The following is a 12,659-nucleotide window of genomic DNA, read 5'->3' as shown; positions in this document are numbered from 1 at the left end:
CCACATCATGCAGCAGGTCATCGATCTTTTAAACGACGCTTTCGTTCAATGATCGCCTGCATCAGTTCCGCTTGGGCACGGATATCTGTTTGTTGATTCAATCGTGATTTTTCTTCTTCGAGCAATCGACGTTGCTGTTCGTTCTGGACGGCACGAATGTAATGACTGAGTAAGTCAGGATCATATTCAGGTATCAGCATGAACTCTAGATCCACTACGATTCGTTGCAGGGAAGCATCATGGAGCATCGTCAAAAAACGATCGGAACTTCCTTGCGTACCTGTCCCGTAAAATTCATATAACTTGCCGGCAATCAATTGATGTGCCGGATCATTGAATTGGACACCCAGCTGCTCACGCACTTCTAGACATACTTCTTCGGAACGGATCATGTAGGCAAGCAAGAAGCGTTCTGCCTTTTTCCAGTTCGCGAACGTTCGATCAGGAGGTGCTGTCGGTACAGCGGTCGGGCGATCGGAAACGATTTGTTCTCTTTTCGGCTGTTGAACGATTGGACGCACTTGTGCGATCAAGGAATCTTTCGAGAGTTTAAATTCCTCAGAAAGTTTTCCTAAATAGATGTCCCGTAACAACGGATTGGATGTTCGACCAATCTCTTCAAGCATAGTTTCAATATATCGAACGCGTTCTCCTTCTAATCGCAAGTTTTTTCCTTGTCGAAAATAAAAAGATTTGAATTCAAGACTTGAAACCCGTTTTTGTTCGATCCAGTGTAAAAACGTCTCTTCTCCCTGGTTCCCAATAAAAGAGTCAGGGTCTTCGCCATCCGGTAAGCGGATGACGGAACAGTCGACGGCAACGGCCTCAAGCAACTGTAAGGCTTTTAGCGTCGCAGCGCGTCCTGCTTTGTCTCCGTCATAACAAACAATGACTTCATCGACGATGCGTGCCAGGTTTTGGGCATGAACAGGCGTTAACGCTGTTCCTAAAGAAGCTACCGTATAAGGTATACCCGCTTGAGCAACACGCACAACATCAAGATTTCCCTCAACAAGGACGACTTGTTTGATTTTACGCATCGCCCCTCGTGCTTGAGCAAATCCAAATAACAGTTCACTTTTATTGAACAAAGGGGTTTCCGCTGTATTAACATACTTTGGGTCACGACCGTCAATCGAACGACCACTAAATCCGACGATCGTGCCATCACGATCGGAAATAGGGAACACGACCCGACCGTTGAATCGATCTCGATAATCACCATCACGTCCGATTGAAATCAATCCCGCTTCGACCATCTCATCTAAATCAAACCCACGTCGTGCCAAGGAATCCACTGTAAAACGATCTTGATCCGGTGCATACCCGAGTCGAAACTCACGCATCGCCCCCTCGCGTATACCGCGATTTTCTAAATAGATTCTTCCGGCGTCGCCTGCTTCCGTTTGAATCAGCACCTCGTGATAGAGCTCGGTGACGATTCGATGCGCTTCGCGCATGCGGAACTTCTTTTCCTGTTCAGGCGTCGATTCCGACTGCTCGAATCGGTCTAGTTCTAGCTCTGGAAGTGTGACGTCGCTTCGATCGGCTAATTTCGAAACGGCTTCCTTGAAACTCATTCCTTCTGTTTCCATGACGAAAGTGATTGCATTTCCTCCTGCACCACATCCAAAACAGTAGTACATCCCTTTATCAGGAGAAACAGAAAAGGAAGGTGATTTCTCAGAATGAAACGGGCAAAGCCCTGAATATCGATTCCCTTGTTTTTTTAATTCTACACGTTCTGAAATCAATTCGACGATGTCCGTTGCTTGGCGGACCTGATCGACGATTTCATCAGGAATTCGCTTCATTCCGTCCTCTCCCCTTTCCTTGAGAACTTATCCTTACATGACCATACCCGCAATGAAACGGAACGATGACTCGTTCCGTTTCATTAGAAAAAGGGCATTATCTCATTTATCAGCTAAACAAGTATACTATGTTCCTGACTGCTTGACTAGTCATGCGCTTTCCCGGAAATTCCGGTCAAAATCAAATTCGCCGTCTCTTCGACTGCTTTATTCGTCACATCAATAATTTGGCATCCGATTCGTTCATATAAATTCCGTGCGTATTCAAGTTCCCGATTGATTCGGTCCATCTGCGCATAGGCTGCTTCAGGTTTGAGTCCTAATGAACGCAATCGTTCCATTCGGATATCGATCAACTTTTCCGGTGAGATGAGTAGTCCAAAACATTTTTCTTTTGGAATATCGAATAGCTCTGCCGGTGGAATCGATTCGGGTACGAGTGGTACATTTGCTACTTTATATCGCTTTAAGGCTAAATACTGCGAGAGCGGCGTTTTAGATGTACGCGACACACCGATCAAAACGATATCGGCGCGTTTAATTCCTTTTGGATCACGTCCATCGTCATACTTAACAGCGAATTCGACCGCTTCGATTTTCCGGAAATATTCCTCATCTAAGCGATAGATTAATCCAGGTTCTTCCTTCGGTTGCATCTGCAAACGATCTTCCATCGTGTCAAGCAATGGACCAAGTAGATCAATCGCCTTTACACCGTGGGCACGCGCTGTGTCTGCAAGCAGACGACGATGCGTCGCATGAACGATCGTAAAAGCGATCGTTGCTTGTTCTTCTTTTGCATGAAGAACCAAGTCATAAATGACTTGATCATCATCGACGAACGGAATGCGGACCGTTTCGATGGCTTGTTCCGGGAACTGAATAGCAGCTGCGCGGACGACGAGTTCACACGTCTCTCCGACAGAATCACTCACGACATAAATCCGTTGACGCATCAGGAGCCCCCCTTAAATTTCTTCATCACGTGCTAAAGCGACCAACACTTTCGTCATGTTCGTTTTCGTCATTCGACCGACGACTTTCAAGACCCCATTCTCTTCTTCGACGACTGGCATCGAATCAATCTGTTTTTCGATCAGTTTCATACCGGCACCAATTAACGTTTCCGATTTTTCACAGACTGTCAAATTTGGCATTCGTGTCATGATGATATTGACCGGTAACGAGTCTAATTCTTGATTACCGATTGCCGCACGTAGAAAATCCTTACGTGATAGCACACCGACCAACGCATGGTCCTTGCTGACGACAAACAGCGAACCGACATCTTCTAGGAATAAGTGGACGATTGCATCATACACAGTCATCCCTTCATGAATGACCTTTGCTGATGACATGAATTCGCCGACGGTCAAGGTGTCCAGTTTCTCATGAAGCATGGAAGCATTTTTCTTTCCGACATACATATAGCCGACACGTGGGCGCGCTTCTAACATGCCGGTCATCGTTAAAATCGACAAATCAGGTCGTAACGTCGCTCGTGTCAGGGAGAGCGCTGCAGCAATCTGCTCTCCCGTGATCGGACCATTCTCTTTGACGATTTGGAGTATCTTTTTTTGCCGTTCATTTAACTTCATCGGCTCATCCGTCCTTTTTCTTTACGCTAAAGTGAGTGCATTGAACCGAGCGACTGATTCGATTGCTTCTGCAAATCGTTTCATTTCGCTAAGACGGTTCGTACGGACCGTTTCGTCATCCGTCATGATCATCGTACCGTCAAAGTAGGCTGTGATCGATGGAACGGTTGCCTCAAGTGCCTCAAGTGCACGTGCATAGTCAAGTGACGCGATAGCTTGATCGACCTCTGGTAAGGCTTTCTCAATCGCCTCATGCAATTCGCGTTCCGCATCATTTTCAAAGAGCGCTGGATTAACAGTTGTGACACTTTCTGCTTTTTTCGAGATGTTCAAGACACGGCTTAATTGTTCGACCGTTTTCTTGAACGATTCTTTTTTCGTCGCCTCTTCGAGCATGGCAGCACGCTGTTCATTCGCTTCGACTGTCAACATATGGTCAAGAGCGGCTTCGACGACATCATGACGGAAGTCCATTTCCGATAGACGGTACTTCAAACGTTGCGCAAAGAAATCTTGTAATGCGGCTTGTACTTCTTCGGCATCCTTCGTATAAAGACCTGCTGCTACCTGTTCAGACACGACGAAGGCAATCAGTTCAGTCAATGTCAAGTTCAACTTACGATCCGATAAGATTTGCACAATTCCTTGTGCTTGACGACGCAATGCATACGGATCCGCTGATCCACTTGGAATCATGCCGACACCGAAGAATCCAGCGACGCTGTCCATCTTATCAAGGATCGCGTAGAGTGTCCCTGTCGGTGTCTCCGGACTTGCATCACCCGCGAAGCGTGGCATGTAATGTTCGCGAATCGCAGCAGCGACTTCCGGATCCTCGTTTTTCATGTTCGCATAACGTTCACCCATCAGACCTTGTAATTCCGTGAATTCATAGACCATCTGACTGACGAGGTCGAATTTATAAATCTGACCCGCGCGTTCGACACGTGTTTTGTCTGCGCCGACACGGTCAGCAAGTGCGAGTGCCATTTGACGTACGCGACGGACTTTTTCACCTGTCGTTCCTAATTTTTCATGGAAGACGATTTTATCAAGACGTTTCGCCTGTTCATCAATGTCTGCTTTTTTATCTTCTTCATAGAAGAACTGAGCATCTGCTAAACGGGCACGAATGACTTTTTCGTTTCCGCGAGCAACGTTTTCAAGATGGGTTGCGTTCCCGTTTCGTACTGTCACGAAATAGTGGAGCAACGCACCGTCACGTTTGACTGGGAAGTACCGTTGATGTTCTTTCATCGTCGTGATCAAGACTTCTTCCGGCAACTCAAGATACGCTTCATCGAATGCACCGAACAAGGCTGTCGGATATTCGACGAGATTCGTGACTTCTTCAAGTAAAGACGCATCGATCGGTACTTCGAATTGTTCACGCGCCGCAAGCGCCGCGATTTGTTCTTCGATTAATTGACGACGAGCTTCATAACTGACGATGACGTGCTCTCCTGCGAGCGCTTCGACATAGGCATTCGGACGAAGAATCGTGATGTCTTGCCCAAGGAAGCGATGCCCACGAGACGTCCGACCTGTTTCGACGGATGCGACTTCAAACGGGATGACTTGATCGTCAAGAAGAGCAATTAACCAGCGAATCGGACGCATGTAGCGTAACGATTGTGTACTCCAACGCATGTTTTTCGGGAACGTCATCGCTTCAACGACTTGTTTTAATCCGGGAAGTAGATCGGCTGTCGCTTGTCCAGTTTCCTTACGCGTCGCATAGAGGTATTCGACTCCCTTTTCTTCCCCAAGGAAGAGATCGTCCGTCGTGAGTCCTTTACCACGCGCGAATCCTTCTGCAGCTTTCGTCCAGTTCCCTGCTTCGTCCATCGCGATCCGTTTTGCGGGTCCTTTTAATGTCTCTTCGAGGTCGCTTTGACGTGCTGCGAGACCCTTGACATATACTGCAAGACGGCGTGGTGTCGAGAAGGATTCGACGCTTGTGAACTCAATCCGTGCTTCTTCAAGGAAACGCGTCACGCGTTCCTTGAGTTGTGTTTCGGATTGAAGGACGAATCGAGCCGGCATTTCTTCTAAACCGATTTCAAGTAATAATTCATGCATGTGACTCACCTGCTTTCGACTTGATCAATGGGAAGCCAAGACGTTCCCGTTCTTCGATGAAACTTTGCGCACAACGGCGCGACATGTTCCGTACACGATGGATGAATCCTGTGCGTTCCGTGACGGAAATCGCCCCCTTCGCGTCGAGAAGGTTAAAGGTATGCGAACATTTCAAGATGTAATCATATGCTGGGAAAACGAGATTCTCATCCAAGGCACGATTCGCTTCTTTTTCATATTGATCGAATAATGTAAAGAGTAAAGCGACATCTGATGTTTCAAATGTATACTTCGAATGTTCGAATTCCGGTTGATAGAAGATATCACCGTATTTGAACCCATCTGTCCAAACGAGATCAAAGACGCTCTCGACATCTTGGATGTAAGAAGCGAGACGCTCGATTCCGTAAGTGATCTCTACTGCGATTGGATTACACTCGATTCCACCGACTTGTTGGAAGTACGTGAATTGTGTAATTTCCATTCCATTTAGCCATACCTCCCAGCCGAGACCAGCAGCACCGAACGTTGGGTTCTCCCAGTTATCCTCTACGAAACGGATGTCATGTTCGAGTGGATTGATCCCGAGCAACTCGAGACTTTGTAAGTACAATTCCTGAATGTTGTCAGGTGATGGTTTCATGATGACTTGGAATTGATGGTGTTGATACAGACGGTTCGGGTTTTCTCCATAACGACCATCAGCCGGACGGCGTGATGGTTCTGTATAACAAACGTTCCACGGTTCCGGTCCGAGACTCCGTAAAAACGTCATCGGATTCATCGTACCGGCTCCTTTTTCTACGTCGTATGCTTGCATCGTCAAGCAGCCTTGTTCTGCCCAAAATTTTTGTAATGTCAAGATCATGTCTTGTACTGTCATCTTCACGACTTTCACCTCCGAAATGATTAAGGAACGCAAAAAACGCCCCTATGTACAACAATCGTTGCACATAGGGACGAGACGAGCCCGCGGTTCCACCCTACTTGCATGCATCGCATGCCACTCTTTTTGACAAAAAACACTCCGAAACGCCGTTCGCGCCCCTCTCACTCCCAGCTCACACCACCCTGGAATCGCTTGATTGAGAAAAAAGACGGTACTCCTTTTCGTCATCGTGTTCATTTAGTTACTTCTTCCGCATTCATTCTACCGAACCCGCTTGTTGCTGTCAATCGTTGCCGAAATCAATCAACTGGTCGAGGACACGTTTTGAACGCAGACGTAACCCGCTGTAGCGTTCCATATAAGCATCCATGATTTGACGCAATAGACGCTTCGTTTCTGGCTTTACCGTCACGGTACCAATCCGTGAGAAATCATAGACGGAAAACACATAGAGCATCTTCGCAACTGCCTCTGACATATAGACAGCATGTTCATCCTCATGGCGATGCCGGCGACAGAGTAGACCGCCGTGGTGTAACGAAAAAGCGAATGGCGCTTCAGCACTTCCGCAAATCGTACAACCATTCAAATGTGGAGCAATGCCTAGATGACGCAACAGACGCAATTCGATGATGAAAGAGACGACGTCAGGATCTAGTCCTTCATCCATCGCCTCTAGTCCTTCGACGAATAAATCGTACAGCGCCGGTTGCGGCACCCGTTCATCAAGCGCTTTATCCGCAAGCTCCAATAGATACATCGCATAGGCCATCAACACGACATCTTGCCGAATATGCGCATGACTTGTAATGACGTCTGCTGATTTTAACTGACCGAGACCCCGTGAACGTGGATAGATATAGACAGCTCGGACGAAAGGCTGACTAGCCGCGTTAAAACGGCTACCCGGCTTCTTCGCTCCTCGCGCCATGACGGCGAGCTTGCCGTATTCACGTGTCAGTAGCGTAACGATCTTATTCGATTCACCATATACGACCGTTCGTAATACAAGCCCTTCCGCCTTATCGATCATCGCTTAATACTCATCATCGCGGAAGCCGAGTTCACGCAATTGACCGGCCTTGTTGCGCCAATCCTTTTGGACTTTGACCCACAAGTTCAGGTAAACTTTCGTCCCGAGTAACATCTCGATGTCCGTTCGTGCTTCAGAGCCGATTTCTTTTAGAAGTGCTCCGCGTTTACCGATGATGATTCCTTTTTGGGAATCGCGCTCGATCAAGATCGTCGCATGGACATCGACCATGTTTCCATTCTCACGCGTCTTGATTTGATCAATCGCGACTGCGATCGAGTGTGGTACTTCGTCGCGTGTCTTCTGCAAGACTTTCTCACGAATCATCTCTGAGATGATGAAGCGCTCTGGGTGGTCAGTGACTTGATCCGCCGGGTAATACATTGGTCCTTCTGGTAAGATCTTCGCGATTTCTTCAAGTAACGGTCCGACGTTGTTACCTTGAAGCGCAGAGATCGGAACGACTGCCGCGAACTCGAGCTCATTTTTATATGACTCGATGATTGGCGGAATATCATTCGGATGAATCAAATCGACCTTATTCATGACGAGAATGATGGGTGTATCGAGTTCCTTCAATTTTTCAATAATGAAGTCGTCACCTTTTCCTTTTGGTTCCGTCACGTTGACCATGAACAAGATCGCATCGACTTCACGCAATGCGTTCGTCGCGACCTTCATCATGAAATCGCCGAGTTTATGTTTTGGTTTATGGATCCCAGGTGTATCGATGAAAATCGTCTGAACATCTTCTGTCGTGTAGACACCTTGAATCTTATTACGCGTCGTTTGTGGTTTATCAGACATGATGGCAATTTTTTGTCCGATGACACGGTTGAGGAATGTCGATTTTCCGACGTTCGGGCGTCCGATGATCGAGACAAAGCCCGATTTGAATCCTTCTTTAAACATGTAAATCTCCTTTCGTGAATGCTCCCGGTAAGAGAGCGCCCACTGTTGTTTCTGTGACATCCCCTTTAAGGTTCGTCAAATAGATTGGCATATCCGCATCACACATCTCTGATAACACTTGGCGGCATTGTCCGCATGGTGCGACTGGTCCTTCTGTGTCCGCAACGACAGCCATCGCTGCATACTCGCGCGCATCTTGTGCCCACGCAGAGAAGATAGCTGTCCGTTCTGCACAGTTACAAAGACCATACGCTGCGTTTTCAATATTGCAGCCATGGAAGACTTGTCCGTCTTTCGTTAAGAGAGCAGCACCGACTCGGAATTTTGAATATGGAACATACGCTTTTTCGCGTGCACGTTTAGCTTGTTCGAGTAATTGTTCTGTTTTCATGTGAGTATCCCCTTTTTAGGAACGGTATTGGCCAAAAAGGCCGGATTCTTATTGTACCAAATATGGGATGAAGATGCATAGCGCAATCGCAACAGATGTAAGCGCCAACACTAAAACAGCACCACTCGCGATATCTTTGACTGCTTTTGCCAGTGGATGCCACTCCTGTGTCACGAGATCCACGACGCGCTCAAACGCTGTATTGAACATCTCGGCACTTATGACGATCCCGACCGTCAGAAAAAGAATCGCTCGCTCGACAGATGTCAACGGTAATAAAAAGGCGACAAGTAATACGATGCCGCCAATGATGACATGAACTTTCATATGCCGTTCTTCTCGAATCGATTGGCGCAACCCATGCATCGCATGTCGAAATGGTTGCCACCAGCTTTTCACAATGTGCCCCGGAATAACTCGAAGTGATGCAGGATTTCCTCCTGTCGCTTCGTCATGATTTCCTCATCTGCCTTTTCAATGTGATCATATCCGAGTAAGTGGAGGAAACCATGGACGGCGAGAAAACCGAGTTCACGCTCGAAATGATTGCCATATTCAGCCGCCTGTTCGCGACATCGTTCCACGGAAATGATCAAATCACCGAGGACGACTGGTTCATCTTCCAATAATCCAAAATCGATTTCATCTTCTCCGAGTTCTTCCATCGCGAAGGAAATGACGTCTGTCGCCTGATCTTTCCCACGCCATTCACGATTAATCTCTTGAATTTCATCGTTTGAGACGAAAGTCACGGACAACTCACTGTTCGGATCGACTTCTTCTTGTTCCGCCGTGTAAATCAAAATCGATTCGACAAGCTGTCGTTGCTCTTCCGTTAGACGATTATTTTCGTCTGTCATATAAATGTTCATTTCGTTGCCTCTTTCTTTAATTCTGGATACTCGATTCGTTCATGGAACAAACCGGATAAGGTATGACATGCACTTTCACCAACGCGATAAATCTCGCGTGTCGTGATGTCACATTCCGCAAATTGGTCGTCCATCATCTTTTCACGAATGATTTTCGCGACTAGGTCCCGAATTCCTTCTTCCGAAGGAGCTTTCATTGAACGAACAGCCGCTTCAATCGAGTCGACGATCATGATGACCGCCGCTTCACGCGTTTGTGGTTTAGGTCCTGTATAACGGAACGTATCCTCATCGACTTCACCTTGTTCTGCTGCCTTGACATAAAAATATCGGAGCAACGATGTTCCATGATGCTGGCGACAAATATCGATGATCGCTGCCGGGAGTTTTGCGTTTTCGAGCAATTCAACACCATCCTCCGTATGTGCCAAGATGACACGTGCCGACTCTTCCGGCGTCAATCGATCATGCGGATTGCGTCCATGCTGGTTTTCAATGAAATAAAGTGGTCGTCGTGTTTTTCCTAAATCATGATAGTAGGCACCGACTCGCGCAAGCAACCCATCTGCACCGATTGCTTCACAGGCAGTTTCTGCTAGGTTCGCGACCATCATGCTATGATGATACGTTCCTGGCGCTTCGACCAAGAGTTTCTTCAACAAGGGATGCGTTGGGTTCAACAGTTCAAGCAGACGCGTCGGTGCTAAGATACCAAATGTCATTTCGAGGAACGGCAATAACCCAATCGCAAGAATGGCACTCAATATCCCACTAGCAATCGCAAAACCGACTAAAGTCAATGTTTCACGTAATTCGAATGTGCCACTACGTAATAGAACGAATGCAAAGAAAATCGCGATGTTTGCTCCGGCAATCGAAATACTGCTCATGAAAATACGACGACGTGACAAACTAGACTGTAGGAAAAACGTTGCGACTAAACCACCGACTAACAAATAGATCGCGATATTGAAGCTGAAGTTTTGATTCGTACTATAGAAGAATGTTCCGGCAAGTGCCGTGAAGAGTGAACTTGATAATGCAATCCGTTCGTTTAATAAATTGCGCAGAACAAGCGCAACAAAAGCAGTCGGTGTGAGTAAGTAAAGTGCAGGATTGATATCGTTTGCTAAAAACGCCATGCCATACATGACAAGCAATTGTAAGCTGACGACGAGGTAGACAAGCCCAAACAACCGGATCCGCCCCATCTGTGCATACCGTAGTTTCGAGCGATGAATGAAGCCGAATAGGAAAGCAGTCATCAACGCACTGACAAGCATCGCTCCAAGTAACGGTTTCAACGACTGACGGTCAGAAATCAAGCCGACGAGTTGTAGCTGGCGGTAAGCATCTTGCGAAATCACTTCGCCTCGCTTCACGATCACTTCCCCTTCCGAGATGATGACCGGTTCCACTTTATCACTTGTTTGTTTACGAAGCTGTTCCGTCTTTTCCGGATCATAGACGTAGTTCGTCACGATCAGTTGATCGGTCAACGCCTTGGCAATCGCCTTTAGCGAGAAAGAAAGCGGTGAACGTTCGATATCAGTTCGGGCATTTTCACGTGCTTCAGCCACTTCGCCGCCATCAGACGAGATGCGCTGACGCATCGCTTCTTCGATTGCTGTAATGACGACATCCCGTGTCGTGTCTCGAAGCGCTGTCGTTGAAGCTACAAGTAAACGTAGTTCGTCGTCCTTTAAAAGAGTTGCCGCTTCTGTCCCACGCAAACGCTGTTTGATTTTACTGATCTCGTCTGCTTTTTTAATGCCGGATAAACTAGCAAAAAGTTGTTCGACTTTATCAATTTGCTGTGCTGCATACTCTTGTTTAATCGTATACTGACTCTCGATTGCAGCAATCGCATTTTCCTTGATTTGATTCGTCGCGACCCGATCCTCCATCGTCAATGGCGACCGGATGTCTTCTTCTGCAATCGAGAATGGTTCTGCGGACAAGGCTTCTGGTCGGACACTGACATACATCATCGTCGATACGACGAGATAGAACACTACTGTCAAAAGTCCAACCCAGACCCTAACCTTGCGCATATCATCTCCCCCTTTTTCCATTATTCCCGTAACGGCTTATGTCAATTCCTGACTGTAAGCATCAACGATTTTCCGGACAAGTGGGTGACGCACGACATCAGCTGAGCCGAAGTGTTCGAAATGAATGCCTTTGACATTTCCGAGCAGATGCAATGCTTCTTGTAGACCAGACGTTTTTCCGCGCGGAAGATCAACTTGTGTCAAATCGCCTGTGACGATCATCTTCGAATGAAAACCAAGACGTGTCAGGAACATCTTCATTTGTTCACGTGTCGTGTTTTGCGCTTCATCTAGAATGACAAAGGCATGTTCAAGCGTCCGCCCACGCATATAAGCGAGTGGCGCAATTTCGATGACACCACGCTCAAGTAGTCGAGCCGTATGTTCGACACCAAGGACGTCGTGTAACGCATCGTATAGAGGACGTAGATATGGATCAACTTTTTCTTTAAGATCACCAGGAAGAAATCCAAGATTCTCTCCTGCTTCTACTGCTGGACGCGTCAGGACGAGTCGTTTGACATGTCCTTCCTTCAGTGCTTTTGCAGCCATCACGACTGCGAGATATGTTTTTCCGGTCCCCGCTGGTCCAATACCAAATGTCAAATCACAGCGATCAATTCCGCGGACGTAACGTGCTTGACCGAGCGTTTTCGCACGAAGTGGTTTTCCTTTATGATTCGTATGGATGACCGTATCGTAAAGTTCCAGTAGTTCATCCACCCGATCTTGACGTGCGAGTTGAATGGCGCTCGTTGCGTCACGCTCCGTCAAAACAGCTCCACGATTGACGAGTTGCTTCAGGACACCAACGACTTGTCCTGCCAAGATCACAGACTGTTCCTGTTCGGATTGTGCCAACAGCTCATCTCCTCGATGTGTAAGCTGGACTTCAAGTTCCGCTTCCATCGTACGTAAGACTGCGTCATTCGGACCGACGAATGCTTGAATCTGTTCTGAATTCGAAAATGCAAATGGGATTCTTTCGTTGAATATCACGTTGTGAATGGCCTC

At 47.2% G+C, this 12,659-nt stretch carries 12 protein-coding genes; all 12 read right to left on the bottom strand.

Annotated elements, in window-relative coordinates; all coding sequences use genetic code 11:
- Window positions 1–17: 17 nt before the first annotated feature.
- A complete protein-coding gene (gene dnaG, locus ACY2IG_RS04595; protein ID WP_462618408.1) occupies window positions 18–1,814 on the bottom strand; it encodes a DNA primase in 1,797 nt (598 codons plus the stop codon).
- 146 nt (window positions 1,815–1,960) lie between these two features.
- A complete protein-coding gene (locus tag ACY2IG_RS04590) occupies window positions 1,961–2,770 on the bottom strand; it encodes a pyruvate, water dikinase regulatory protein (protein ID WP_035409206.1) in 810 nt (269 codons plus the stop codon).
- Between the two features lie 12 nt (window positions 2,771–2,782).
- A complete protein-coding gene (locus ACY2IG_RS04585; RefSeq protein ID WP_029341036.1) occupies window positions 2,783–3,412 on the bottom strand; it encodes a helix-turn-helix transcriptional regulator in 630 nt (209 codons plus the stop codon).
- A 21-nt stretch (window positions 3,413–3,433) separates the two neighbouring features.
- A complete protein-coding gene (glyS, locus tag ACY2IG_RS04580; protein ID WP_056060127.1) occupies window positions 3,434–5,494 on the bottom strand; it encodes a glycine--tRNA ligase subunit beta in 2,061 nt (686 codons plus the stop codon).
- Window positions 5,487–6,377: a glycine--tRNA ligase subunit alpha gene (gene glyQ / locus ACY2IG_RS04575; RefSeq protein ID WP_029341034.1), complete on the bottom strand. Its 891-nt coding sequence runs from the start codon at window positions 6,375–6,377 to the stop codon at window positions 5,487–5,489. The genes glyS and glyQ overlap by 8 nt, the downstream gene beginning before the upstream one ends.
- 289 nt (window positions 6,378–6,666) lie before the next feature.
- Window positions 6,667–7,416, bottom strand: a complete 750-nt coding sequence (recO, locus tag ACY2IG_RS04570; protein ID WP_214854844.1) for a DNA repair protein RecO — start codon at window positions 7,414–7,416, stop codon at window positions 6,667–6,669.
- A gap of 3 nt (window positions 7,417–7,419) precedes the next feature.
- The gene (era, locus tag ACY2IG_RS04565) at window positions 7,420–8,328 is read right to left on the bottom strand and encodes a GTPase Era (protein WP_023467500.1); all 909 of its coding nucleotides are present in this window, start codon (window positions 8,326–8,328) and stop codon (window positions 7,420–7,422) included.
- Window positions 8,321–8,719 carry a cytidine deaminase gene (locus ACY2IG_RS04560; protein ID WP_462618407.1) on the bottom strand — a complete coding sequence of 133 codons (399 nt, stop codon included), beginning with the start codon at window positions 8,717–8,719 and terminating at the stop codon, window positions 8,321–8,323. Before ACY2IG_RS04560 ends, era begins: the two co-directional genes overlap by 8 nt.
- A gap of 48 nt (window positions 8,720–8,767) precedes the next feature.
- Window positions 8,768–9,085 carry a diacylglycerol kinase gene (locus tag ACY2IG_RS04555; RefSeq protein WP_251137938.1) on the bottom strand — a complete coding sequence of 106 codons (318 nt, stop codon included), beginning with the start codon at window positions 9,083–9,085 and terminating at the stop codon, window positions 8,768–8,770.
- 29 nt (window positions 9,086–9,114) lie between these two features.
- A complete protein-coding gene (gene ybeY / locus ACY2IG_RS04550; RefSeq protein ID WP_056060122.1) occupies window positions 9,115–9,591 on the bottom strand; it encodes an rRNA maturation RNase YbeY in 477 nt (158 codons plus the stop codon).
- Window positions 9,588–11,645: an HD family phosphohydrolase gene (locus ACY2IG_RS04545; RefSeq protein WP_462618406.1), complete on the bottom strand. Its 2,058-nt coding sequence runs from the start codon at window positions 11,643–11,645 to the stop codon at window positions 9,588–9,590. The genes ybeY and ACY2IG_RS04545 overlap by 4 nt, the downstream gene beginning before the upstream one ends.
- 36 nt (window positions 11,646–11,681) lie before the next feature.
- On the bottom strand, window positions 11,682–12,644 hold the full coding sequence (locus tag ACY2IG_RS04540) for a PhoH family protein (RefSeq protein WP_052019074.1): 963 nt from the start codon (window positions 12,642–12,644) through the stop codon (window positions 11,682–11,684).
- Window positions 12,645–12,659 lie beyond the last annotated feature (15 nt).

Source organism: Exiguobacterium sp. EF_C8 (assembly GCF_054956715.1).
The sequence above is the reverse complement of the archived record's forward strand: the minus strand, read 5'-3'. Positions and strand labels throughout refer to the sequence as shown.